The organism is Saccharibacillus endophyticus, assembly GCF_013185185.1.
GTDB classification, from domain to species: Bacteria; Bacillota; Bacilli; order Paenibacillales; family Paenibacillaceae; genus Saccharibacillus; species Saccharibacillus endophyticus.
The window spans coordinates 312,874-339,130 of the sequence record NZ_JAAZWE010000006.1; the positions used below are offsets into that span (position 1 = coordinate 312,874).

At 53.6% G+C, this 26,257-nt stretch carries 21 protein-coding genes; 3 read left to right on the forward strand and 18 right to left on the reverse strand.

All coding sequences use genetic code 11. The annotated features are described in order from the left end of the window. Positions 1-9 precede the first annotated feature (9 nt). From HRQ63_RS21170 to HRQ63_RS21230, 13 genes are all read right to left on the reverse strand, one after another. Entirely contained in the window at positions 10-486 is a 477-nt protein-coding gene (locus HRQ63_RS21170) for a DinB family protein (RefSeq protein WP_172247149.1), read from the reverse strand. A gap of 85 nt (positions 487-571) precedes the next feature. Then, positions 572-1,744: an amidohydrolase gene (locus HRQ63_RS21175; RefSeq protein ID WP_172247150.1), complete on the reverse strand. Its 1,173-nt coding sequence runs from the start codon at positions 1,742-1,744 to the stop codon at positions 572-574. 253 nt (positions 1,745-1,997) lie between these two features. Next, positions 1,998-2,750, reverse strand: a complete 753-nt coding sequence (locus HRQ63_RS21180) for an amino acid ABC transporter ATP-binding protein (protein WP_172247151.1) — start codon at positions 2,748-2,750, stop codon at positions 1,998-2,000. Further along, positions 2,747-3,457: an amino acid ABC transporter permease gene (locus tag HRQ63_RS21185; RefSeq protein WP_172247152.1), complete on the reverse strand. Its 711-nt coding sequence runs from the start codon at positions 3,455-3,457 to the stop codon at positions 2,747-2,749. The genes HRQ63_RS21180 and HRQ63_RS21185 overlap by 4 nt, the downstream gene beginning before the upstream one ends. Continuing rightward, positions 3,457-4,239, reverse strand: coding sequence for an amino acid ABC transporter permease (locus tag HRQ63_RS21190; RefSeq protein ID WP_172247153.1), 783 nt, complete (start codon positions 4,237-4,239; stop codon positions 3,457-3,459). The genes HRQ63_RS21185 and HRQ63_RS21190 overlap by 1 nt, the downstream gene beginning before the upstream one ends. Positions 4,240-4,345: 106 nt before the next feature. Next, positions 4,346-5,197 carry a transporter substrate-binding domain-containing protein gene (locus HRQ63_RS21195; RefSeq protein WP_172247154.1) on the reverse strand — a complete coding sequence of 284 codons (852 nt, stop codon included), beginning with the start codon at positions 5,195-5,197 and terminating at the stop codon, positions 4,346-4,348. Positions 5,198-5,221: 24 nt separating this feature from the next. Then, positions 5,222-5,719, reverse strand: coding sequence for a GNAT family N-acetyltransferase (locus HRQ63_RS21200; protein ID WP_172247155.1), 498 nt, complete (start codon positions 5,717-5,719; stop codon positions 5,222-5,224). Between the two features lie 406 nt (positions 5,720-6,125). Continuing rightward, complete coding sequence (locus tag HRQ63_RS21205) at positions 6,126-8,339, reverse strand: HD domain-containing phosphohydrolase (RefSeq protein WP_172247156.1); 2,214 nt, start codon at positions 8,337-8,339, stop codon at positions 6,126-6,128. Positions 8,340-8,417: 78 nt separating this feature from the next. Continuing rightward, complete coding sequence (locus tag HRQ63_RS21210; protein WP_172247157.1) at positions 8,418-8,729, reverse strand: STAS domain-containing protein; 312 nt, start codon at positions 8,727-8,729, stop codon at positions 8,418-8,420. A 36-nt stretch (positions 8,730-8,765) separates the two neighbouring features. Further along, positions 8,766-10,817 (reverse strand): FapA family protein, encoded by a 2,052-nt coding sequence (locus HRQ63_RS21215; protein ID WP_172247158.1) that lies wholly within the window; start codon positions 10,815-10,817, stop codon positions 8,766-8,768. 52 nt (positions 10,818-10,869) lie between these two features. Continuing rightward, positions 10,870-12,003 carry a PP2C family protein-serine/threonine phosphatase gene (locus tag HRQ63_RS21220; protein WP_172247159.1) on the reverse strand — a complete coding sequence of 378 codons (1,134 nt, stop codon included), beginning with the start codon at positions 12,001-12,003 and terminating at the stop codon, positions 10,870-10,872. 197 nt (positions 12,004-12,200) lie between these two features. Next, entirely contained in the window at positions 12,201-12,740 is a 540-nt protein-coding gene (locus tag HRQ63_RS21225; protein WP_172247160.1) for a chromate transporter, read from the reverse strand. Positions 12,741-12,751: 11 nt separating this feature from the next. Continuing rightward, positions 12,752-13,393 carry a chromate transporter gene (locus HRQ63_RS21230; RefSeq protein ID WP_172247161.1) on the reverse strand — a complete coding sequence of 214 codons (642 nt, stop codon included), beginning with the start codon at positions 13,391-13,393 and terminating at the stop codon, positions 12,752-12,754. A 274-nt stretch (positions 13,394-13,667) separates the two neighbouring features. Between HRQ63_RS21230 and HRQ63_RS21235 the strand changes: the two genes are divergently transcribed. Then, complete coding sequence (locus HRQ63_RS21235; RefSeq protein ID WP_172247162.1) at positions 13,668-14,885, forward strand: ROK family protein; 1,218 nt, start codon at positions 13,668-13,670, stop codon at positions 14,883-14,885. On the opposite strand, the gene HRQ63_RS21240 is transcribed toward HRQ63_RS21235, so the two are convergent. Beyond that, positions 14,882-15,760, reverse strand: a complete 879-nt coding sequence (locus HRQ63_RS21240; RefSeq protein ID WP_172247163.1) for a helix-turn-helix transcriptional regulator — start codon at positions 15,758-15,760, stop codon at positions 14,882-14,884. The two genes, HRQ63_RS21235 and HRQ63_RS21240, sit on opposite strands and share 4 nt — an antisense overlap. Positions 15,761-15,990: 230 nt before the next feature. Here HRQ63_RS21240 and HRQ63_RS21245 point away from each other — a divergent pair, with 230 nt between their 5' ends. Both HRQ63_RS21245 and HRQ63_RS21250 read left to right on the forward strand, forming a co-directional pair. Next, positions 15,991-17,979: a glycoside hydrolase family 127 protein gene (locus HRQ63_RS21245; RefSeq protein WP_172247164.1), complete on the forward strand. Its 1,989-nt coding sequence runs from the start codon at positions 15,991-15,993 to the stop codon at positions 17,977-17,979. Positions 17,980-18,313: 334 nt separating this feature from the next. After that, entirely contained in the window at positions 18,314-20,887 is a 2,574-nt protein-coding gene (locus HRQ63_RS21250; RefSeq protein ID WP_172247165.1) for a beta-L-arabinofuranosidase domain-containing protein, read from the forward strand. Between the two features lie 536 nt (positions 20,888-21,423). Here the strand turns inward: HRQ63_RS21250 and HRQ63_RS21255 are convergent. From HRQ63_RS21255 to HRQ63_RS21270, 4 genes are all read right to left on the reverse strand, one after another. Beyond that, positions 21,424-22,413, reverse strand: coding sequence for a glycoside hydrolase family 43 protein (locus HRQ63_RS21255; protein ID WP_172247166.1), 990 nt, complete (start codon positions 22,411-22,413; stop codon positions 21,424-21,426). A 39-nt stretch (positions 22,414-22,452) separates the two neighbouring features. Beyond that, positions 22,453-23,334 carry a carbohydrate ABC transporter permease gene (locus HRQ63_RS21260; protein WP_172247167.1) on the reverse strand — a complete coding sequence of 294 codons (882 nt, stop codon included), beginning with the start codon at positions 23,332-23,334 and terminating at the stop codon, positions 22,453-22,455. Between the two features lies 1 nt (position 23,335). Further along, positions 23,336-24,229 (reverse strand): carbohydrate ABC transporter permease, encoded by an 894-nt coding sequence (locus tag HRQ63_RS21265; RefSeq protein ID WP_037290132.1) that lies wholly within the window; start codon positions 24,227-24,229, stop codon positions 23,336-23,338. 113 nt (positions 24,230-24,342) lie between these two features. Next, the gene (locus HRQ63_RS21270) at positions 24,343-25,680 is read right to left on the reverse strand and encodes an ABC transporter substrate-binding protein (protein WP_172247168.1); all 1,338 of its coding nucleotides are present in this window, start codon (positions 25,678-25,680) and stop codon (positions 24,343-24,345) included. Positions 25,681-26,257: the final 577 nt, after the last annotated feature.

Below are 26,257 nucleotides of genomic sequence, written 5' to 3' on the forward strand. Positions count from 1 at the left end.
ATTATAACATCACGCTTTACTCGCCGCAGCCTGTGCGGCTTTAATCCGGTCGATCTGACCCAAATGCCGGTCCACGTGCGCCGAGAAGCCTCGCACTATATCGGCGATGCTCACGGTGTTCCCTTGTGCGTTCACGCCGCTTTTTTCCCATTCATGCGGTTCCAAGCGACGCAGCAGCAGGCCGTTATAACGAAGTTGAGCTTGGAAAAAATCCAGAATATCCTCCGCCGATCCTGCATTGGTATGCTGATTCTCTACCCACTCATCCTGCGCGAAGGCTGGTAGAGTTTGTTGAGATCCGGCCAATACCTCACGAATACGAAAAGATACGACAATGCTGTGATCGGCCAGATGGCCCAACACTTCGGTAACGCTCCAGCTGTTCGACGCCGCTTTCCGGATCAGACGCTGTTCGTCCAATCCTTCGATCGCTTGGGTCAGGCGGGCATGGGTACCCAAGAAATCTTCGATTACGGATTCACTCATGAAAATCCTCCTTTTTCGGGTTGTTTTTAATATTACTTTTATGAATTTTTCATGTATTGATTTTATTTTTTTGAGAACAAATGAATTATTCCGGCGTATTCAACGTCCCCAATGCGCGGATTGCCAATTCGGCCAGTAAAGCAGATGCATCGGGCAAAGCCGCTTCATCAAGCTCGAAAGCCGGATGATGCCATTCCTGACTGCCCGACGTGCCCACGAACAGAAATACGCCGGGAACTTTTTGCTGATAAAAGGAAAAATCTTCGCTGGCCGGCGACGTAACGCCTGAAGCCACGTTCAGCCCCAGCGAAAATGCCGATTCTTCGGCCAGTTGAGTCAGCTTCGGATCGTTCACGACCGGAGGCGGACCTCCGCTCCAGCGCACGGAGGCTTCCGCTCCGAAGGCTGCGGCGACGCCGCCTGCAATCTCGGCGAAGCGCTCTTTGATCCGTTCATGCACAACTTCGTTGAACGAACGCACGGTGCCTTGCAGCACTGCCGTATCCGGAATCACATTCCATGTATTGCCCGAATGAATTTGCGTAACGCTGACGACTGCCCGTTCCTGCGCGCTGATGCTTCGTCCGGTGATGGTCTGAAGCGCCGTGACGATCTGCGCCGCGGTTACGATCGGATCGACTCCCGCTTCCGGAACGGCGGCATGGGTCGCGACGCCTTTGACCGTTACGGTAAAGCCGTCCGAAGCCGCCATGATCGGTCCGGCTTCGATGCCGATCGTGCCCACAGGCAGATCCGGCTTGTTATGCTGGCCGATGATTGCGCCTACGCCCTGCAACACTCCGGCTTCGATCAACTGCTTGGCTCCTTTGGCACGTTCTTCGGCGGGTTGGAAGAGCAAGCGAACGGTTCCCGGCAGCTCCTTTTCGCGCAGCTTGAGCATTTGGGCGGCGCCGATCAGGACAGCGGTATGGAAGTCGTGTCCGCAGGCGTGCGTTTTGCCCGGAATTTCCGAAGCATAAGGAAGATTAGTTTCTTCCTGGATCGGCAGGGCGTCGATATCCGCTCGAAGCGCGGCAATCGGACCTCCGCCGCTACCGATTTCGGCGATCAAACCGGTTTGGAGTCCGTAGTCCACGATGCGTACGCCGATCTTTTCCAGCGTTTGCTTGATGTAAGCCGTCGTCTCGTATTCTTCGCCGGAGAGTTCGGGATAGCGATGCAAGTGGCGGCGGATCGCGATCCAGTCTTCGGCGGTGAGGACGGACGACAGCGCGGCGGATTCGGTGCGGTGGGACATGTGCGGGCTCCTTTCTGGGAGTGGGGGGCTGCGGGAGAAATTCGTTCAAGGCGCTGTCTCGCGCGGAAAACCTTTGGTTTTCCGCGCTCAAAGGCGTCTTTCACTGAATTTCTCCCTCCGCTTCTCGGACTCCCATGGGATAGGGATTTTATTCAGGAAAGATCAACGTCTTTTAGATAGACGTTGGTTGGATTTCGGGTGGCATTAGCACGGCGCGCCCTTTAACAGGGCTTCAGCAGCCTTGCTAATGCCACTAAATACTATAATTAGCCTCCGGCGTGATTCTGCGCAAAAACTGCTTCGTTCGTTCTTCCTTCGGATGCTGGAATACTTCGTCCGGGGTTCCTTCCTCCACGATCACGCCGCCGTCCATGAAGACGACGCGGTTCGCCACGTCGCGGGCGAAGCCCATTTCGTGGGTCACGACGATCATGGTGATGCCTTCGCGGGCGATGGCGCGGATGACTTCCAGCACTTCGCCGACCAACTCGGGGTCGAGGGCGGAGGTCGGTTCGTCGAACAGGATCACTTCCGGTTCGAGTGCCAATGCACGGGCGATACCGACGCGCTGCTGTTGACCGCCGGACAGGCGGCTCGGGTATTCGTCCAGTTTGGCGCCGAGGCCGACTTTTTCAAGCAGGGCAATACTGCGTTTGCGCGCTTCGGCCGCAGGCAGCTTTTTCACGACCAGCAAGGCTTCCATCACATTTTCCAAAGCCGTTTTATGCCGGAACAGATTGTACTGCTGGAACACCATCGCCGTTTTGCGCCTCAGCTGCAAGACATCGCCGCGACGGGCGCGCGAGCAGTCGACCTGGAAGTCGCCGACGGCGATCTGTCCGCTGCCCGGCTTTTCCAAATAATTCACGCAGCGCAGCAATGTCGTTTTGCCCGATCCGCTGGGACCGAGAATGACGACGACTTCGCCTCGATTCACGTTCAAGCTGATATCCTGAAGCACCTGATTGCGTCCGAACGCTTTGGAAATGTGACTTAATGCAATCATACGACACCTCCCCGATTATATGCGCCGACTCGTTTTTCGATCAAAGCCGCGACGCGTTCGATCAATACCGTCAAACCCCAGAAGATTAGCGCCGCCGCCAAATACGCTTCGAAAAACTTCCAGTTGGTCGAAGCCACGATCTGCGCTTTGGCGTTGATATCCACGACCGACACGGCAAAAGCCAGCGTCGAACCGTGCAGCATGCCGATCACGGAGTTCGCCAGATTCGGCAGCGCGGCGGCCAACGCTTGCGGGAACACGATGCGGCGCAGCGATTGGAACGTAGTCATGCCGACGGATTGCGCCGCCTCGACCTGTCCGCGGTCCACCGCCAAAATGCCTGCACGCACCACTTCCGACATGTAAGCGCCCGCCGTAATGGAAAACGAAATATACGCAAAGCCGATCATCGGAATCGACACGGAACGGAAGCTCCAGCCGAAGTGTTCGGCCAGCCCGTCGATAATCATCGGAAGGCCGAAATAAATGATCAATAAATGCGTCAGCATCGGCGTGCCCCGGATAAAAGTCACGTAAGCGGAAGCGATCTGCGCCAACACGGGAACCCGGTACATCCGAAGCATTGCCGTGGCGGCCCCGATCACGAACCCGGCCAATACGGATACCGCCGTAATCGACAGCGTCGTCGGAATCGCGCCGAGCAGCTGCCAGAAGGCCGTCCAAATAAATGAAGGATCAAGCTGCATCAGGCTCCGCCTCCTTTCCCAATGTTGATATCAGCCAGCACGGTCCGGTACGAGCCGCGTTTTTTCAAACGGAAGATCGATTCGCGCTTGTCCTCCCTGTTCTCGTGACGCGTCAAACGACGTTCGGCGGCAAGCAGCATTTTTTCCAACGTGAAGCTGATGATCAGATAAATGAACGCCAACGCGATATACGTCTCGATAAAATGCTGGGTCAGCGTGCCGAGCGTCTGAGCTTTGCCCGTCATCTCCATCACGCCCAGCGTGAACGCCAGCGACGTATCTTTGAGCAGTGCGATCACCAGGTTGGAAAAGACCGGAACAGCAATTCCCAAAGCCTGAGGCAGGATGATCCGCGAAAAAGCTTGGTACGGCGTCATGCCCGCAGCGTAAGCCGCTTCCACCTGCCCGCGGTCTACCGCTTCCACCGAAGCCCGAATCATCTCTGCCGCATAAGCTCCCGTGTGAAGTCCGTACGTCAAAATCACGAAAAACATCACGGGTGCGCGGGTCAGATCGAGTCCGACCAACTTCAGTATTTCCGGCAAACCGTAGTAGAACAAGAACAATTGGATCAGAATCGGCGTGCCGCGAAAAAAGGATAAATAAACGCCCGACAACGTCCGCAGCACAGGAATTTTATACATGCGAGGGAGCGCGACCAGAAACCCGGCCACGATCCCCGTCAATAGCGAACCGGCGACGATCAAGAGCGTAACGCCCAAGGTGTCCAGCAGCTTCGGCAGGAACGAAAAGACGTAGCCGATATCAAAAGGCGCGCCCATCGAAAGTCTCCTTTCCTTTAACCCTTATAATGGTGCGGGTGCCGAAGGTTCGACAAACTTCCTGTCACCTCCTGGCACCCGCTTGAACATTTGTTCGTCCGTGCGATTATTCGGCGTGATCGCCCGTTACGTCGCTGCCCAGCCATTCCGTGCTCAGCGCGCTCAATGTGCCGTCTTCTTTCAGATCTGTGATTGCGCCATCGATCGCATCGGACAACGCTTTTTCGTCGGCGTCGTCTTTACGGAGTACATAGAGCACGTCATCCGAAGTCAATTCCGGTCCGGTCTGCTTCAATTGGCTTTGAGGGTCGATAATTGGCAGAACGAAATCGGCGGCGATCGTTGCGTCGACGCGTCCCGACACGACTTGGCTGACGGTATCGTTGGCTTGTCCGCTTTGGTACACGATATTGATTTTCTTATTGTTTTCTTTGTTGTAGTTTTCAAGGATTTGCGCTTCGGCGCTCGTTGCGCTGGTCAGCACTTTTTTGCCTTGCAGGTCGTCCAGCGATTGGATCGAATCATTGTCCTTGGCAACGACGATTCGGTTGCGCCAGTGTGCATAAGGCTCGGAGTTGAACGCATATTTCTCTTCGCGTTCCGGGTTCTTTTCCATAACGTGAGCAACCAGATCAATCTTGTCCGTTTCCAGGCTCAGCAGCAGATTGCCAAAGTCCATCGTCTGGAATTCAAATTCATATTGCGGAAGCAGCTCATCGATCTTGCGCAGCAGTTCGACGTCGAATCCGGTCAGTTTTCCGTTTTCGTCGATAAAGCACACCTGCGGGAATCCGGTGCCTGTGCCTACGACGATCTTCGTCGCTTTGCCGCCGGCTGCGGCCGCGTCAGAACCGGAAGCTTGCGCCGCAGGTTCACTGTTCGTTCCGCATCCGGAAGCCAAAATCATCAGACCCAGCGCAGATACGATCAAGCTTTTTTTTCTTTTTTTGAAGTTCATTTTATTTATCCCCTTTGAATGTAATCAAGCATAGCTCGCGATATTTTTTCGGAACAGGTACATGATCCCGTCTCCGTTTTTGGCGTCGATCTCCAGAATGCGCTCATATCCTCGGCGCTCGTACATCTCCACTAACCACGGATGCTTTTTCGCCGTTGCCAGCGTGACTTCGCCGTGTCCGTGCGTGCCGAGGATGATCTCCCGTTCTACCCAGTCGAGTAATCGCCCGCCGTATCCTTTGTTTGAGTATTCAGGGTCGACCGCGAACCATTTGATAAAAGGCAGATCGGTGATGGCTTTGGCTTCTCCGCTGGTGGAATACGTCACTGTGGCGACCACGATTCCGTTTTCCTCCAACACGTAACACTCGTTATCTTGGACGTTTTGCAGCACCATCGGAATATCGGCATGGGCCGCGGGCCAGTGCAATCCCAGCTCGCGAATCAGCTCGTAGGCTCCGTACGTAACGTCGACCAGCCGCTGGGCGTCTTCAACCGTGGCTCTGCGGAAAACCTCACTCATTTTGTGCACCCCCGCTTTTAATTTCATATCACCTATTTGTTTACTCGGGATTGATTGCTGTTAACTTTATCATTCTGAAATGGCTCCGGCTAATAGAGTTTTTCGATTTGCTTATATAAAACATTGATAGGTGAACGTTGGAAGCTATTTTTGCGCATGAAAAAAGAGCGAAAATTGGTTTCGCTCAAAGGATTGAAAAAGTTACGTAGGCGGGGAAGCGAGAAGACTGCGAGAAAAATTCGTTCAATTCGCTGTCTCACTCGGAAAATAGATTGGATTTGAATAAGGAATTTTCCGAGTTCAAAGGCGTCTTGACCTGAATTTTTCTCTCCGTCTTCTCGCTTCCAGTTACGTTTGGTTTTCTTGATACGTTGAGGCGAAAGCCAGCTTCCGCTTTACAGGATAATCAAAGAGACAATCGATTCCCGGCGATCGCGGTTCTGGTTGTACCTGTACCTTCACTCGGAATACTTTTCGCTTGGCCTAGGGTAGCTACTTGCGGAAGGGTTTCTTGGATTTCGGCTTCGACGGGGGCTTGGAGCATGCCGTCGAATTCCAATAAGACTCGGGTTCCTTTGGGGTCCGTGTGGAGGAACATGCGATCTGCCGAAGCGTACATGACGCCGAATCCTCTGCCGAGTGAGCGTTTGCTGCTGTAACCGGATACGACGAAAGTTTTCGGCAGCTCGTGCAGAGCGATTCCCGAGCCTTCGTCGTGTACCAGGACTTGAAGCGAACCTTCGCTTGAGAATGCGGTGACCTGTCCGCCCAGCGCATGCTTGAGCAGATTGGTCGCCGCTTCGGATACCGCCAGTTTCACCTGCATGATGCGCTTGGGATCGCTTTGGGGCATATAGCTTGCAGCCAGGTCGCGGCTTCGGGCGATATCCGTTCGTCCGGTCACCGTGACGGCTTCCAGGCGCTCGCCCAGCCTACCCAGCAATTCTTCCTTGGTTAGACATAAGGAGACTTTCCCTTCCGACAAGGCCGACATGATTTCCCGATAAGCATTCAGTGTCTCGGCATGCAATTTATCCCGATAGGCGATTGCGGGTGTAATATCGGTTAACGCAATACGTACCTCGCCGTGCTCCGGGTAGAAATGAGCTTCGTACGTGCGGTCTTCGCACTTCAAAATTTCATAAAAGGAGGTCTGCTGCGCATCGGCGCGTCTCGCCAGCCGAACGATATGAGCTTCAAGCGCCGGTTGCTCCAATCCATATAACAAACCGTCCGCTGCCAGTTTCAACATCGTGCTCGCCCCTACATACGAGCCTTGCTCTTCGTCCGAATTCGAACTGCGTTCCGCAGCTTTCGCATATCCGTAAGATTTTTCCGGCTCGGGAAGCGGCCCGGATACCAGACCTCGTTGTTCCAGTCTCTCCCGCACTCCCTGTACAAAACTTACATCTACGGCAGCGGCAAGTTGCGGATCGATTTCCCGGCCTGCTAACCGCTGGATGTATGCACAGACCGCCTCGTCGTCACTTTCCCGTCTTAATACATGATCAAGCCGACTGGCGATAGACAAAATACGGGATTCATAAGGAATAGCCTTGCCTTTGAGCCCTGCCGGGAAGCCTTTTCCGTCCCAGTGTTCATGATGATGCCGCACCCATTCCGCCGCGCGTCCATCCTCTGTCAGCGTAAGGATGATCTCCGCCCCTTTTTCGCTGTGGGAACGGTATTCGTCTTCCTCGGACAAGGATAAGGCACCTCGTTTGTTAAACAAATAAGCGGGCAGCGCCGACTTTCCGATATCGTGCTGAATCGCCACCTGCACCAGCACTCTTTTTTTATCGCGCGGGTAAGCCAGGCGGTCCAGCAAGTGGTCCGCAATGACCCCGCTTCGGATTCCATGTCCTTCGAGATCTTTGGACAGCCGGGATTCGAACAGCAGGCTGAACCGTTCGAACGTACGCCGCCATCCCGCTACTTCACGAACATAGACGGTGGAAAAGTAAAGGATAAAAAACAACAGAAGACCTGTATAAGCCAACTCGTACGCCGTATCATCTGATAATAAATTACCGAGAAAATGCGGAATGACCACGATGCAAAGCAGAATCGGAACGAGGGTCTCGCGCAATCGGCCCTCAATCCCCGCTAACCAGGCCGTGCCCGACAAAACTTTGCGCATGCCTGCATCCATCGGAAGCTTTACAGCTTTGAAAGCCAATGCGGCAAGTGCCGCCTTCACATACAACGGTACATCCGGCCAAAGCGTAATCAATCCGCCCAATGCTAACGCGGCTCCGCATGTGCTTAAGGTATAAATCGCTAATCGGGTCAACCAGCGCAGCGGATCAAATGATTTTGGCCGAAAACCGCTTTGCCTAGCCTCGTTAGCCAAACAGCTGATGAATACGCCCAATAGCGCGGTGTAGAAGCCGAATCCGATCAGCAGGGATAAGAAGCCGATCAAGCCGGCTCCGAATTCTTCCCCGCTGATCAATCGAATCGGAAACAAATCAAGCAATAACGTGAGCAGCAAAATCGGCAGCACATGCGTCCACGGAACTTGCCCGGCTCCGACGGCGAGAATCGCCCCATAGAGAAATCCGGCCAACGCCCAAAATGGATACGGAGCAGGGTTCGTCGTATTCGGTGGTGTTTTCACGCTCATCGGTTCCTTTCCTGTAGGATATCCGGGCCAAACCAAGCTCCGGCATGACAAGTTCAAGCCTCAGAACCCTTCTTATTCGAAAACATCCTCGCCGAGAATCTCGCGGATCTGCAACAGCTCGAACACTTCCATGACTTCGGGGCGTACATTTTCGATTTTGACCGAACGCCCGCCTTCTCTCAATTCGTCGACCGTACGGATAATCAGACCGATCCCGGACGAGTCCACAAAGTATACTTCACTGAAATTCAACCGTACGCTCGGGTATTCGGACACGATCGGCAAAATATCTTCTTCCAACACTTCGCCGCTCTCAATATCCAGATCCCCTTCAAATACAACTACGGCTTCTTCTTCGCTTTTATGGATCTGATAAGCAAACATGCTGTTCCTCCTCTTTGCGTATGGAATGAATCATAATTAGAACAATAAAAGTTCGCCGGACGAACCCAAGCGGGCATGCACATTCGATGCCGCTTCGACGAACTGGAAGGAACGATGGCCGATTTGCACGACGGTTCCTTCCATGACCCGAGTTGCGCGAATCACCGCTGTTTCCGGCACCTGTAGTTTCGTAGCGACGCCGCCGGGAGCACCGACTTCCTTGACCGCAATTCCCCGCCCTGCAAAGTAGACACCGCCTCTTAGCGTACCTCCTGCTTCCAATTCGCCTTGGCAGTAGATCATGGCGTTATAGGCACCTTTTGCCGCACGCACATTTCCCCCGCAATAGACATGACTGTTTTGCACGTATTGAAGCTCGGCGAAAATAAGTCGATCCTCCGGTCCGCTTACCGACTCTGCCAGCTCCAACGTCCGTCTGCGGAACGCATCCAGCTCGGCGGAATCCCGCAAGCCGCCTTGTCGCAAATCCAAAAACCCATATTTGAGACGTTGCGCATAATCTTTCCAATCCACGTCAAGCTGTGCCTCATTTTTTGCGGCTTGCTCCGTGAAACGGGTAAGCACTACATGCAGAGCTTTGAATTTACCGCGAAGCAAGACGCTTAAAAGCGCTCCGAGTCCCGTCTGCTGAATATCGTTCAACTTGAATGCGGCAGTCTGGCCGAGCTGTTCAATCGCGGATTGGAGAAGCTGCGTTTGCGAAGCGATCTCCAGCAGCAGCGGCTCTACCTGATTGAAAAATTCGCTCCGCTTGCCGACGCTGACATGCGCACCGATCAGATTGCCGGAAGCAATTAGCGAATAAGCAGCCTCTATCGTAGCCGAACCGATCGGCCCCCGGATATTGATACTGCCGATCGCCTCCACATTCATTCCGTTTTGAACGCCGCCGGAAATCTCGACATCGCCGCGGAAGCGGATATTGCCGGACTTAAGATCGACATCGCCGCGATGCGACAGCTTCGGCAGCACCGAGAGATGAACCCGGAAACCTTGATGTTTCATGCGGGGCATGCCCGAGCGAATCGCTACCGCCCGTCGGCCGTCCTCCGTGATCGACACGCCTTCCCCGGCCGCCAACTCCATAGATTGGACAACGCGCGGTTGAATCGGCCGATTCAGCAGATCCCTGCCGGGACGTCCGGGTCTTGCCGGTAAAGTCCGAACCAGCACCTGGCCTTCAATCACGGTCGGAAATTCCACGATCTCGCGATAATCGATCGTGCCGTCCTCGCGGCTTTGCGGACTGAGACGTTTGGTCTCGGTCTCAAAGTTGGTGCTGAACGTTCCGTTCGCCCCTTCGACGGCAGGCGATCCTTCCGCAATCAGAAACACGCCGGGCTCTTCGGAATTACAGGCTTGCTTGATCGCTTCGGCACGAATACCGTAAATCACGCCCAGTTCCTTCAGTCTGCCTGCAACTTCAGCTTGCGGAATCGGAAGAAATGTACGCCGTTCGGACACCGGAACGACCAGATTCTCCTGGGGTTTGCAGTCAAGCAGAGTAAACTGCCGCTCAAATCCGGGACGAACATGAAGTTCCGCACGCAAGCAAGCTTCGTCGATCTCGATTCGCCAGATCGACGCTTCCACTTTCGGAGCCGTCTCCAATTCCAATTCGTCTCCGGGGGCAACCGATACTTTTCCGTCCACCTGCGTGCCGTTGCGATATAATACCGCACCGGGCGGCGGCGTCAATAGAGGTAGTCTTGTGCCGGTCGCTTGAATATGGAACCTTCCATTATGGATGCCGATTCCGCCTTGTTCCTCGGAAGCATGGTTCGAGGCAGGAATGGTCTCGATTTGAGTTTCTGTATTTTCATGAACAGTCTCGGCAGTCGGAACGGCGATTTCCCGACTTCCCGCAGACTGGGATGCTGAAGCTGATCCAGAGTCGATAACCGTGACTTTTACGACCGCCAGACGCGTACCCAGTCCAAGCACGCCCCGACCGCCAGGCTCCAAAATTTCAATCTGTACGGATTCTCGCGAAACCGCCAGCAGTTTAAGAGCTTCTTCAACCGCAAGCTCGGCAGTTTTAGCTCTGGTAATAATGGACCTTTCCATGGGCATTCCTTCCTTTCCCGCCATCCCCGGATTCCTTGATCGATCCGTGCTTTTATCCGTTTAATTGAATCGACACAATGCACACATCGTCGTTTTTGTCTTGTCCAAGCGCTGCCAGCTTCTCGGTAAAGCGGTCGTTGGGCAAATAACGAATCCGGGACGCCACCTTTTCCAAGCTGCCGATTCCTTCGCGAATCGATTTTCTCGGCGTCTCCACCAACCCGTCCGTATATAGCAAAATTTTCCCCGGACCTTCATATCGGTAGATGCCGCTTCCGCCTTCAATTTTTTTGCGAATTCCCAAAGGAACGCCTGTGTTTTCCAAATAATGCGCTTTCTGATCTGCCGGAAAAAACAAGCCTGGCGGATGTCCCGCATTGAAGTACCGGATTTCTTTGGCTTCTTGGTCGATCAGCAAATAAATAGCCGTCAGATAAATCGAGTCGCGGCTTCCTCCGAACAAACTAAACATCTGACTATTCAACTCGCGGCAGATTTCGGCAGGTTCCGAGATCCGCTTGACCATTCCGGCCAGCAACGAGCGAACCGACATGCTGATTAACGCAGAGGACAATCCATGACCTGCAACGTCGATCAGCATGACCCCGCAGCGGTGTTCGTCGATCCGGGTCCAGTAAAACATATCTCCCGATACTTCGTCCGACTGGATATACTGCGCGTGAATTTCGATACTCGGCTCAAGCATCGGAGGCGGAAGCACCGTTTTCTGTACCCGCTTCGCCAACTGTAACTCCTTCACCAGTCCGGCCTCGCGGCTTTTACGGATTTCCGTTTCTTTTTTCAACCGGATTGCGGATTGCACGCGGGCGAGAAGCTCGTACTCCGGCGCTCCTTTTTCAATAAAATCCATGCCGCCTGCTCCGAAAGCTTCCTTGAAATGCCGTCGGTCGCCCGTCAAAAAAATGATGGGCAAATCGGCGTAAGGCGGGCAGGTTTTGATCAGTCGGCAGGCTTCGATTCCGTCCATGTCCGGCATCACGATATCGAGCAGGATGAGATCGAAGGCAGCGGCTTTGCGCGGAACGCGTTCGCCGCTCATACCGAGCCGTTCAAGGGCGGCTTCCGCCGAGGAAGCCGTCTCGATCCCCGAGTAACCGGCTTCGGACAGCACCTGTTTGAAATAAGCGAGATTCATCATCGAGTCGTCGACGATCAGTATGCTCATGGCGTTTCTCCTCCGGTGCACCAGGGCATGTACGCAGCGGTCAAAAGACTTCCGTCGCTGAGTTTGCATGCGCGCCCTGGCCAAATAAAGTTAAACAGGGTTATCTATATCATCGACAACGAATGTCCGATTGTTGAGATGAACAAAAAACTCCATCTTCCGCAGAGGAAGTGGAGCTGCCGAAACTCGTTTAGGCTTCAAAAAATCACGATGCCTGCCACTGCGGACAGCAGCAATACGCCAAAGGGATGCAGCTTATACTTGACGATCGCCAATAGACAACCGCCGCAGATCAACAACATGCCTAACGTTTCCCAACCGAACAATTGGCCCGATTCCGTTTGTGCGCCGAATCCGAAAGAAATCGCGGCATAAACAATCAACGCGGTAATAATCGGTCGTAATCCGTAAAAAGCAGATCGAACGCTCAGACGGTCATGCAATCTGATAAAAAAAGCGGCGAGCAGTACAACCAGAATCAGCGAAGGCAAAATCATTCCTGTTGTCGCCGCCACCGCTCCTGCAAGCCCTGCCTGTTCATAGCCGATCAATGTCGCGCTATTGGTGGCAATAGAACCCGGTGCCATCCCCGATAAAGCCCCTATTTCCTGAAACCGCTCAATGCCGATCCGGCCCGTCCCGGCAGTCTCCCGTTGAATCAGGCTCATGACCGCATACCCGCCGCCAAAAGCCAGACATCCGACACGAAAAAATATAACAAAAAGTTCCCAAAGCATGGTATTCACCTTCAAATATAATATTCGGGCAGCATCGCTTCTTTCTCCGATCTTTCCGACGCCGGTTCGGTCCGTACGTCAAACTTTCTCGATTGCCGAATGCCCATAACAGCCATGCCGATCGCAGGACCGCCCAATATGAGCCAAACCGAGCTTAAATTCGTCAGCAGCAGCACCGCCAGAGCAGCAGCCGCAAGCATATAGGTGAGCGTATCGAATAATGAAGCCCGTGCCATTTTCCAAGCCGCGACCAGAATAAGGGCCACGACCGCCGCATGAATGCCTTTGAGCGCCGCTTGAACCTTAACGTAGTCTTTGAAAAAAGAATAAGTCAAGCTCAGCAGCAAAATGATGGCGAACGTAGGCAGCGTAATCCCGCTCACGGCTGCGATCGCACCGGCAACGCCGCCGAGCCGATAGCCGATAAAAGCAGCCGAGTTGACCGCTACTCCACCCGGCGCGGAGCCTGCAACCGAGACCATGTCCCCCATCTCTTCGGTTTTCATCCAACCTCTGCGTTCCACGACTTCCTTTTCAATCGTTGCCATCATGGCGTAACCGCCACCAAATGTAGAAGGGCCAATCTTGAGAAAAGCGATAAAGATCTGTGGAAGCATCCGAAGTTCCGCCGACGTTACAGCCGCAAGTTTCATTCGGTTCGCCTCTTTTCTTTTTACGTTCCTTGATACACTTCAACTGTTTTATTATAACACATTTTATCATTTTGAATTTAAGTCTATTAAAAAAATAAAGAAAACAACGAAAAAAGAAATGAAAATTGATTTATAATACACCTATTCGCTCAACTAATTACCACGTTGAAATTAAGTTGATTATTCCTATGCTTTAAGTATAGAAAAGAGGCCAGCTGTGCTTTATACTGGTTAATAACCAACCAACAAACTCGGAAATGGAGAGATACGACTGATGATCGCCCGTTCTCAAACGTCCATCCGAAAGGATGTTTACCAGCGCATACTCGAACTCGGCACCGTGTCCAAAGCCGAGCTGATGCAGGAATTCGCACTGACCAGCAGCAGCATGACCCGACTCCTCGACGACTTGACCGCTCAGGAAATCATTCGGGTATCCGGGCTCGGCAGTTCAACAGGGGGACGCAAACCGATCCTGTTCCAGACCAACCCTACGTACCGTTACCTGCTCGGCCTCGAAATCTCGCGGATCTATTCGACGCTGGCGCTCTATGATATGCACTTGAATTTATTGGCCTCTACACGCTGGAAAATGGATGCGGGCATGACACCGGAGAACCTGGTCGAACGCGCGGGTGCGGAAGCCGAACAGTTTCTCGCTGAACATGAACTGAAATCGGAACGCTTGCTCGGCATCGGGGTCGGCTCGGTCGGCCCGCTCGACCAGGAGCAAGGCGTGATTCGCCAACCGGAATTTTTTGCCGCTCCCGGTTGGAACGAAGTTCCGATCTGCGAACTGCTGGAGAATCGTCTTGGCATTCCCGCACGATTGGATAACGGTTCGAATACCGCACTGCTCGGGGAAAACTGGGCCTTACGGGGAAGAAGCGCGCAGCATCTGCTGTACGTCCATGCCGGAATCGGTCTGCGGGCTGCGATGATGTCCGAAGGACGTCTCATTCGAGGAGCCGCCGATGCCGAAGGCGCCGTGGGCCAGATGATCATTGCGACGGACGGACCGCGCTTCGAAGGACGGGGTAATCATGGCGCATGGGAAGCTTTCGTATCCGTACGCGCCTTGGAGCATCGGGTTCGCAACCAATTAAAGATCGGACGCCCGAGCGTGCTGACCGGACGTCACCCGGACGATATCACTTTCGCTGATTTGACGGAAGCTTTGGAGGCGGACGATGCGCTCGTGAAAGAGCAGTTTACCGAAGCGGCCGCTTACTTGGGCATCGGACTTGCCAATCTGATCAATGTGCTTCACCCGGATAATGTGGTGCTGGGCGGCCCGCTGATCGAAGCTCACCCGCTTGTTTATGAGACGGCTGTCGCGACCGCTTTGAAAAATATTGCGCGCGGACGCCAATACAGCCCCGTTTTTTCGCTCGCGGAGCTGAAGGAGAATGCCGTGGCGGCAGGTGCCGCTTTTATGCTGGTACAGGAATGGGCGGTGCAGGATCTCCCCCTATCGGCTCGTTCGATCTAACGCATATGCCGCTGTCGGAAACGAAGCGGCGAAATGCCGAAGCGCTCCGCGAATCGACGCGAAAAATAAGGGGCGTTCTCGAAGCCTACCTTTTCCCCGACGGAGGCGACAGAAGCTTCGGTGCGCAGCAGTAACAACCGAGCCTGCTCCAACCGGCATTCCTCCAAATACTCCATGGGCGTCAGACCGTTGACCCGCTTCATGCAGCGGGTCAAATAGTTATAGTGGAAATGCAGCTCATTCGACAAGATTGCTCCCGTTAACGGCTCCGCATAATGTGCCCGAATATACCGTTCCGTTCGCTCGGCCACGCTTTCTGCCGGGCTGCCCGACGGGTCGCGGCGGCGCAAATCCAGTGAACGCAGCAGCTCTTCGAACAATCGCTGACGCTCCCACACCGCTCCCGACAAGCTTCGTTCTTCCAGACGCAGCAATCGTTCGCCTTCCCCGCTGCCTCCGGGCGCGCCGGGAAGGGTGCCGAACTGCGGAAGCCGGATCGTATAAGGCGGCGTACCGAATTGCGCCGCATGTCGATCCCGATCCGCGAAACCAGGCTCCGCCTCATCCGCAATGCCCCACTCTCCCAAAGCACGAAAATGAACCCAGGTGAAGCTTGTCTTCTCCTCGCAGGGACGAACCGAATAATGATACCGATCCGGGAGCAGCAGCAAAGTATTTCCCGCGCCGACTTCCCAATGTCGATCTTCTTCCCCGACAAACAGCATGCCCCGTTCAACCAGAATCAAGTCAAACATGCCGAGATCCCCGCGGCTCGGATGCGCGTCTCCCGGTACGTAGACGCTTCGGCCGCATTCCGTAAAATACGGAAAAGGCGGCGCAGCCAAATAAACAACCGGTCCTCCAGGCTGAGTCATTTTAATCGATTCTCTCCTTCTTTTGTCCATCTTTTATCACTTTCCCCTTTATGCTCCATTCATGTTTGTAAACGTAATCATCGAGAAATGTTACGATTCGTCCGCCAGTGTGAAATCGGACAAGAATTTGGGGCATTTTATGAATCGTTCCCTTTTATTTTAAGGAATATAATGAAATCATGCCAGGCTTAAATCACGCCTAAATCCATGATCCGAAGGGAAGAATTGCAATGAATCCGATTCCGAAACCGTACGATGCCAAACAGCATGCGGCCGTTGCGCCGGCAGGCGTTACCCTAAACGACCCATTCTGGTCCCCGTATACCGATCTTGTGCAAAATGTCGTGATCCCTTATCAATATGAAGCGATCCACGATCGGGCGCCCGGAGCCGAACCGAGCGGCGCCGTTCAAAACTTCCGTATTGCCGCCGGGCAAGCGGAAGGCGAATATGTCGGCTGGGTTTTCCAGGACAGCGACTTGGCGAAATGGCTGGAGGCCGTAGGCTATTCGCTTCAAATCCGTCGCGACGCCGATCTCGAACGCCGCGCCGATGAACTGATCGACCTGATCGAAGCCGCGCAGCACCCCGACGGATACCTCAATACGTACTTCACGATCAAGGAGCCGGGCAAACGCTGGACCGACCTGACGGATTGTCATGAGCTCTATTGTGCCGGACATATGATCGAAGCGGCCGTTGCCTACTACGAAGCAACAGGCAAAGATAAACTGCTTAATGTCATGAAACGCATGATCGAGCATGTCGAGACCGTATTCGGTACAGGCGAAGGGCAAATTCGCGGCTACGATGGCCACCAGGAAATCGAACTCGCATTGGTAAAGCTCTACCATCTGACGAAAGAAGAGCGTTATCTGAAGCTTGCGGCTTTCTTTATCAATGAACGCGGCCAAGAGCCGAATTTCATTCGTCGGGAGTGGGAACAGCGCGGCCGCCGCAGCCATTTCAGACCGCACGGCAGTTCCGACATCGACACCTCGTATTACCAGGCAAATAAACCGGTACGCGAACAAAACGTTGCCGTCGGCCATGCCGTTCGTGCGGTGTACATGTACACCGCGATGGCGGATTTAGCCCGGTTAACGGAAGATGCCGAACTGGAAACGGCTTGCCGCGCACTTTGGAACAATATCACGCGCACGCAGATGTATGTCACCGGGGGGATCGGTTCCACCCATCACGGCGAAGCGTTCACTTTCGATTACGATCTGCCGAACGATACGATCTATGCCGAGACCTGCGCTTCGATCGGCCTCATCTTCTTCGCCCAGCGCATGCTGCTGCTTGAACCGAAATCCGAATACGCGGACGTGATGGAACGCGCCTTGTACAACAACGTGCTTGGCTCGATGGCTCAGGACGGCAAACATTACTTCTACGTCAATCCATTGGAAGTCTGGCCGCAAGCCTGCTCCTGCAACCCGGGCAAGCATCACGTAAAGTCGGAGCGCCAAGCCTGGTTCGGCTGCGCTTGCTGCCCGCCGAACGTAGCCCGCCTGCTCACCTCGCTCAACCGTTACGTCTATACGCGGCGCGGCGATACGCTCTATGCCAATCTGTACATCGGCAGCGAACTGTCGGCCGAACTCGGCGGCACTTCCGTTACCGTTAAGCAGCAAGCCGAGCTTCCTTGGAGCGGAGCCGTTCGGTTCGAGATCGCGGCGGAGCAAAAATCCCGCTTCGCGCTCGCACTCCGCGTACCGAACTGGTCGCCGAACATGACCGTCTCCATTAACGGAGAATCCCTGAAATTCTCGCTCTCCGAGCTTCAAGACGGTTATCTGCTGCTTGAACGCGATTGGAACGACGGCGACGTGGTCGAGGTATCGCTAACGATCCAAACGACACTGCTTTATGCCGATACCCGCGTTCGCGCCGACGTCCACAAAGCCGCAATCCAACGCGGCCCGTTGGTCTATTGCGCAGAAAGCGCCGATAACGGCGAATCGATCTTGACTCTGCGTTTGAGCCAAAACGCCATCTTCTCCGAACGCCCGGCCAACGATCTTCCCGGCGGCGCGATCGCGGTAGAGACCGAGGCATTCCGCAGCGTAACGCCTGCAACCGACAACGAACCCGATGTACTGTACCGAACGCAACCTCCTGTCCTTGAACCTGCCAAACTGACCGCCGTCCCTTACTACCTATGGGGCAACCGCGGCCAAGGCGAAATGACCGTGTGGATGAACACGTTGTAAAACCAGTCGCTTTAAGCGCCAGTAACCAAGCGGCACCTTGCTACCGAGCAGGTGCCGCTTTTTCGATGATACGGTGCAAGCCTTTTTTTGCTGACCTTTTGACACCTGAACCCGCGTTTCGATATCAGGTGCGCGAATCTCATTTGCTCCTTTGCACGCAAGGAATATAGCGTATGACTATGCCATTTCGCCGATCCGAAACCGCAACCGCTGCTCCGAAAAATCCAACCTTTTGATACTTATTCAAACGTTGCACCATTTACGCAGATGCAGGCGGTCGGTAAGCTGAAATGGAGAAGGATATCCCTCATTCCCGACAGACAGGAGAATTGCCATGCCGACCGAATCTTCTACGCCAACCGCATTGCTCGACGATTATCGTCTTGACCGTGTTCGTATTGACGATGCTTATTTACAGAATGCTTTTGCCAACGAAATCCGCTATTTGAAAAATTATAAGAATGATCGCCTGTTAGCGGGATTCCGTGAGACGCGCGGACTGATTCCGCTGGCCGAAAAGTATCCAGGCTGGGAAACGACCGAAATTCGCGGCCATACGCTCGGACACTATCTGAAGGCGGCTGCCCAAGCTTATGCGGTATCCCGCGATGCCAAGCTGCTTGAGCAATTGAATCAACTGGTGGACGGCCTGGAGAAGTGCCGATTCGAAAGCGGTTATTTGTCGGCATTCCCGGAAGAACTGTTCGACCGGGTCGAGCAGCGCAAGCCGGCCTGGGTGCCTTGGTATACGATGCACAAGATCGTAGCCGGATTGACGGCGACGTTCGAATATACCGATAACCGTCTTGCGCTGGAACTCGCTTCGGGTCTCGGCGACTGGATCGCGGCACGGACAGCGGCCTGGACGCCGGAAATCCAGGCTGCCGTTCTGTCCGTCGAATACGGCGGCATGAATGACTGCCTGTATGATCTTTACAAGCTGACCCATAAATCCGCCCATCTGCATGCCGCGCATGCTTTTGACGAAGTGAGCTTGTTTGGTCCGGTGCGCGAGGGTAAAGATATTTTGACGGGCAAGCATGCCAATACAACGATTCCGAAGTTTTTGGGAGCGCTCAACCGCTACCGGACATTGGGCGAAAGCGAACGATTCTATCTGGAAGCAGCGGAAAGCTTTTGGACGATGGTCGTCGAACACCATAGTTATGTGACAGGGGGCAATAGCGAATGGGAGCATTTCGGCGAGCCGGATCGACTGGATCGCGAACGTTCCAACTTCACTGCCGAGACCTGCAATACGTACAATATGCTGAAGTTGACGCGCGAGCTGTTCAAGCTGAGCGGAGATGTGAAATATGCAGATTTTTATGAAAATACGTTCCTGAATGCTATCTTGTCATCCCAGCATCCGCATACCGGCATGACGATGTATTTCCAGCCGATGGCGACGGGCTACTTCAAAGTCTACAGCTCGCCGTTCGAGCACTTCTGGTGCTGCACGGGTACGGGCATGGAGAGCTTCACCAAGCTGAATGACAGCTTGTATTTCCGCGGCGAGGACAGCATCGTCGTCCATCAATACATCTCCTCGGAACTGGATGCCGAAGAATTCGGCCTTAAACTCCGCCAACGCTCCGCGTTACCGGAGTCCGATACGGCGACGTTCACCGTATCGGCGACCCGGCCGCAATCCGGCCGGATCTCGCTGCGCTTCCGCCTGCCGGAGTGGCTGGCCGGCGAAGCCGAGCTGACGCTGAACGGCGAGCGCTTGGCCGTTGAGGCGTCGGACGGCTTCGCCTCGGTGACCCGCGTCTGGACCGACGGCGATACGGTCGAGCTTCGCCTGCCGATGACGCTGCGCGCGGTCGGCCTGCCCGACGCGCCGCATGCGGTCGCGTTCAAATACGGCCCGACCGTGCTCAGCGCCGGACTCGGCCGCGAGGACATGACCGAATCCGCTACGGGCGTCGCAGTCAGCGTGCCGACGAGAAGCATGCTCGTCAAAGACTTCCTGACTGTGCAAGGCAGCCCGGCCGATTGGCTGAAGTCTTTCGCTTCGCATTGGCAGCAGCGCGGCGATAAACCGGAATTCGTTCTCAAGGGCACCGACGAGGACGAACGGCTGGTCTTCACGCCGCATTATAAGCGCCACGGCGAACGTTACGGCATCTACTGGCGCGTCGTTCAAGCGGATTCGCCGGAACTGCAGCAGCATATTCTGGAAGGCAAACGCAAAAGCCGGGTCGAAGACGCGACGATCGACAGCCTGCCGGTAGGCAACGACCAGTACGAACTGGAACATAAGATCCGCGGCGACAAGACGTTCGTCGACGTCTGGGACGGCAGCACGACTCGCCGCGCCGAAACAGGCGGTTCATTCGGCTATACGTTTAAGGTAAAGCCGAACGAAGAGCATGTGCTGGAAGTCACCTTCTTCTCCGGACACCGGGGAGACCGCCCGATCACGATCGAGGCCGACGGAACGATTATTGCCGACGGCGTTCCGCCTTCCCGGATCGGACGCGGATTCCATACGCACCGCTACACGCTTTCCGCCGATCTGATCGGCAACCGGGATTCGCTGGATATCACCTTCCGGGTCAGCGGCGAAGAAACCGGAATCTTCGATATCCTGCGCATCATGAGTCCGTTCGATAACGAACCTTCGCTGCGCCGGCTGGAATTTTCTACAGGCCAGCTGGATACGCCGTTCGAACCTTCCCGGATGCGTTATACGCTGCGCATTCCTGCGGATACCGCATCTCTTTCGTTCGAGGCTGCGCCCGCACGCAAAAACGGCTTGGTTTATGCCGAAGGCGTATTGATCGAAGACGCGCTGCCCCGCACGATGCAGCTTGCCGACGCGACTACGAAGCTTCGCCTGACTTCCAAAGCGGAAGATCACGAGACGGCGAGAGATTATGTGATCCATATCGTCAAATCCTAAGACCGTACGCAAAAAGTATCCGTTCACAAACGCACCTTACACGACGGATCGGAATGAAGTTCCGCCAGTTCGCATCTGCTCAAACAAGTGCACTGGTGGAGCTTAATCTCAGTTTGATAGCTTCAGCTTGGAGGTTGGAATCAAGTTGCATTTTTTGCAGCACAAATGCCTTTAAATGTTCGATCTATTGCGCTATGTTGTACCTTATGCAACATTTTCTTTTCAAATGCATTCAAAACAGATCAAACTAGTCCGAAATCTTGCATATACTACAATTTGGCCTGTTGATTCACATTATTTTAAAGAAAATTGTTGCAGTTTATGCAACTTGGCGAGCGCAACGATTATTCGACTCGGCGAATATACGACGGACGTAACTGTTCGATCACTACCCGGCCGATTTTCCCCTAATCAGCTCTGCCTGCACGCCTTTTCCCATTCAGCAAAAAAGACCTTTCACCGCACTGCGCGCGGCGAAAGGTCTTTTTTTCGTAAACCCGTTCTTTCTATTATATATGTTCGTTTATCGCGATCTTTTACTTTCCTACTTGGTCCGCTGCTTCCGCTGCAGCCGTATCCGGTTCGGGTACCCCGAAGTCCGGCAGCCCGTCTTCTCTCCACGCAAAAACCTTTACCCTCGCATGTCGGTTGGGGTCATACAGCGGGTCGCCTTCAATCTCCTTATAACTGCGAGCGTGATAGACCAGCAGATCTTCGCCGTTCTCTCCGACCGTGAAGCAATTATGCCCAGGGCCGTATTGGCCGTTTTCTTCGTTCGTTCGGAAAACAGGCTCCGGCAGTTTCGTCCACGAAGCCGCGTCCAGCAAATCCGCATCTTCATCGGCAAACAGCAGTCCCATGCAGTAATGATGATCCGTCGCGCTGCCCGAGAAGGTCATCCATAACTTTCCGCCATGCTTCACCACCGCCGCTCCTTCATTCACGGAAAAACCGATTTTCTCCCAATCGTACTCCGGACGGCTGATCATCGTTTGCGGGCCTTTGAGCGTCCAGCCGTTCTCCAGCTCGGAGATGTACAGGTTGGAATTGCCCGGGATGTTCGGATCTTTTTGCGCCCAGACGTAATAATGCTTGCCTCGATGTTCGAAAGAAGTCGCATCCAGCGCAAACGATTCCCATGCCGTTTTGACCTGTCCTTTTTCGACCCATTGTCCTTCCAGCGGATTGGCCGAATCGTTCTCGAGCGCGTACATGCGATGATCGAACAGCCCTTCGTCCGTCTCCGTCGTATGGGCCGCCGCGAAATAGACATACCATTTGCAGTCCATCCGATGCAGTTCGGGAGCCCAGATGTTGGCGCTGAGCATGCCTTTTTCCCGCTTGCGCCAGATGACTTCAGGCTTGGCTTCCCGCAGTCCTTCTATAGTCGCTGCCCGCCGCAGCTCGATCCGGTCATACTCCGGCACCGAAGCGGTAAAATAATAATAACCGTCGTCATGCTTATAAATGAAAGGGTCCGCACGCTGTTCAATCAAAGGATTCGCATACCGTCTCGACACGTCCATCATCATCTCTCTCCTTGCAAAGCTCAGAATAAAAATCAGTTATCCCTTCACCGCACCCGCTGTCATGCCGTCAATGAAGTATTTTTGGAACGCCACGAACAGAATAAAGATCGGGATAATCGAGAAAAAGGAACCGACGATCAGCAAATCATAGTTATTGCCGTAAGGCGTAAGCAGCGTTTTCAGCCCGATCGGCAGCGTATATTTGCGTTCGTCGCTCAGCACCATGAACGGCCAGAGGAAGTTATTCCAACTGTTCATCCCGTTCAGAATCGCCATCGCCGCGAAAGAAGGCTTCATGATCGGCAGGATCAAACGCAGATAAATGCCGTACTCGCTGGCGCCGTCTACCCGTCCTGCCGCGATGATCTCTTTCGGAATACCGCTCAGATACTGCCGGAAAAAGAAGATCGTCGCCGCGCTTGCGATGCCCGGAAGAACGATCGCGGAGTACGTGTTCATCATGCCCAGATTGAAGATGAGCGTGTACAGAGGCAGCAGCAGGATTTCGAACGGTACCATCATGATCAGCAGGACGCAGATGAACAAAAAGTTTTTGCCTTTGAATTCATAGGCCGAAAAACCGTAAGCCACCGTCGCGCTGACCAAAAGCGTAAGCGCAACCTGCACGACCGTCAGCAGCAGCGAGTTGAAAAACCAAGTGAAATAGGCATGCTGCCCGGTGAACAGATACGTATAATTGTCCAGGCTCATCACCGAAAGATCGAACTTCAAGTTAAGCCCGTAACGGATCAGCTCCTCGCCCGGTTTGAACGAAGCCAGAGCGATCGCGTAAAACGGAATCAGGATGATCCCGCACAGGATCGCGAACAGGACGAACAGCAGAATTTTGAGCGAAATTTCTTTTTTGGAACGCGTGGCCGTACTTTCTTTCAGATTCAGCGCAGCTTCTCTTTTCATGTCAATCCTCCTTCTTGAACAGGCCGGAGAAGGCGAGCTGGATCATGTTGATCGTCATCGCCAACACCAGAAGCACGATTCCAACGGCCGCCGCGTAACCGAGATTGCTTTTCTCGATCCCTTGGCGATACAAATAACCGACGATCGTGAGGCCGATGTTTTTCGGAGAATTGTTGCCGTTCCAGAGCATCAAGCTTTCGATGAACATCGCAAGGCCCGCATAGATGCTGATCGTCAACACATAGATCGTCGTCGGCTTGAGCAGCGGCATCGTGATCATGCGGAATTTCTGCCAAGCGGAAGCCCCGTCGATCGAAGCGGCTTCGTAATAATCGTCCGGAATGCTTTTGAGCCCCGACAGGAAATACAGCATGTTCACGCCCAGCCAGCGCCAGGTTGCCAGAGCGAGCAGCGCGATAAAGCCGGTAACCTGACCTTTAAGAAACTTCACGGGCTCGATGCCGAACCAGCCCAGGAAGCTGTTGATCAGCGAGCCGTCCATTTCCCCGAACATGAGACGGAATACCGTACCTGCTACAACGACCGACGTCAAAGCCGGGAAGAACAACGAGGATTTGAAAAATTCGCGACCCCACATGAACTTGTTGTTGATCAGCACCGCCAGCAGCATCGGCAGCGGAATCAGGATCAACAGCGTGCACAGCATGTAAACCGCGCTGTTCATAACGGATTTGAGGAAGATTTTATCGCCGAGCAGCTTGGTGTAGTTGTCCAATCCGATCCATTCGGTTTCCTGTCCCAACGTGATTTTTTGAAAACTCATCGTCACCGAACTTCCGAGCGGATACACCCAGAAGATCAAGAAAACGAGGATAAAAGGCAGCACGAATACGTAAGGAGCCACCTTTTGCGAATACAGAAATCTTTTGATCATTGTTAGGCACCTTCTTTATAAACGCGCTCCCGTCCCGGCTGCCCCGGAAAATGCGGAACGGCGGGCGGGAGCTTCGTCAAAATGGAAAACCTGTTTTCGCGTTCGGGCTTGGCTTATTGCAGTTCCTGTTCGATTTGCGCTTGCGCGTCGTCCAGCGCTTCCTTGATGTCTCTGCCGTCTTCGAAAATTTCGTTCAACGTCACGGTGCAGAATACGTTATTGATCGTCGGCGACGCCGGAACCGATTTGACGTATTTGATTTCGTCGCGGATTTCGTTCAAGACGTCGAACGGATTGTTTTTGAAGTATTTCACGAACTCGTTTTCCGGATTGTGCGTCACGTCTTTCATGTCCCAAACTTTCATGTTGACCGGATCGAAGCCGAGCGTGTTCCAAATTTCCACGTTCGCTTCTTCGGACAATTTGGCGTAAGCCAGGAAGTCTTTGGCCAACTGAACGTCTTTCGCCGTTTTGGTGACGACCGTACCCGTGCCGCCGCCGCCTACCGAACGAGGCATGCCTTTTTCGATGACCGGAATCGGCGCGATCGCGATTTTGCCCGCAAGGTCAGGCATGTAGTTCGTGAAGCGGGACATCATCCACAGCGGCATGAATGCGGTTGCATAGTTTCCGGAATTGTATTCGCCGTAAGCTTCTTCCGTATCCGGTTGTCCGCCCGCGATCGTGGAGATGACGTTGGCGTCTTGAAGATCTTTGAGAATTTGCAGGCCTTTGACCATTTCCGGCGTGTTGACCTGCGGATTGCCGTCGGCATCGGTAAAGTCGGAACCCTGCTGAGCCAGCATCATCGATTCCTGCCAAGCGGCGCTCGTGTCGGCCGTACCCATGTATTTGCCTGTTTTTTCGTAAACTTGTTCGCCGGCTTTTTTGAAGTCGTCCCACGTTTCGATCTTCGTGTAATCGACTCCGGCTTCTTCGAGAATTTCCGTATTGTAGAACGCGACCGAAGCTCCGACGTGCGTCGGAATGCCGTAATTTTGTCCGTCTTTGCTGTAAATATCGATGCGGGATTTGACGATCGTATCGCGGTAAGGATCGATAACGTCGTTCAGAGGTTCAAGTTGAGGAGTACCTTTGAGGAAGTCGGGGAATTTACCCAATTCGATATCGGCGATATCGGGCGCTCCCGTTCCGGTTTGCAGCGCGATCGAGAGTTTGTTGTGCATATCGTCGTACGGCATAACGGTAACGTTGAGCTTGATCTGGCGATCCGGGTTTTCGGCATTCCATTTTTCCAGCATTTTCTCGAAGTGCTTGCCGTGCAGTTCGACGAATGTCCAATAGGACAATTCCGTTGCCCCTTCGCCGGCTCCGGCGTCGATCACCGACTGTTCGCCCGATGCATTGGTCGAAGACGAATTTCCGCAGGCGGTAAGCAGCGACAAAAGCAGCGACAGCAGCATCAATGATACGATTCCTTTTTTCTTCATGTTTGACCCTCCCGATTCTAATGTGTTCGTAACTGGTGCGGCGTTCCTTCCGAAAACGACATCCCCTTCCCGGCAGTTCGTATTCGCGGCGAAAGCGAACGAATCGGTCGGGCACGTCGCGCATCCGGTGAAGCGGCATGCAGGGTTTCGGAGCGTTCCTTTTGAATAGTTCGGATCGGGTATGTAAAAAATGATGAGGATCCGGTCTTTTTCTCGCGGACAATCCGAATTGCAACGATTTGGTACTTTTTTGTGAAACTCTTTTTATTTCAGTATAATCTAAAATGATTTATGTTATACTGAATGTATCCGCTTGCAAAATTAAAATATCATACCGTTTCCGGCTTGTAAACAGTAAAGTTTAAATCTTTTTAGATAAACCTAAAGGTTAATTTGTATTTTTTATCTTCTCTTTTTCAAGAAAAGAGTCGGATGCCTTGTTGTTAGTTTCAGTTTTTTTTAAAGGTATAACGCTCAAAACGCAAATTTTTCGCAATTGTTTCGAAAAATCAACGGCGAAGGAGGATCAGTTAGGATTAGTACCGTTTTCGGTTTATAATAATGTAAAACAATAAAA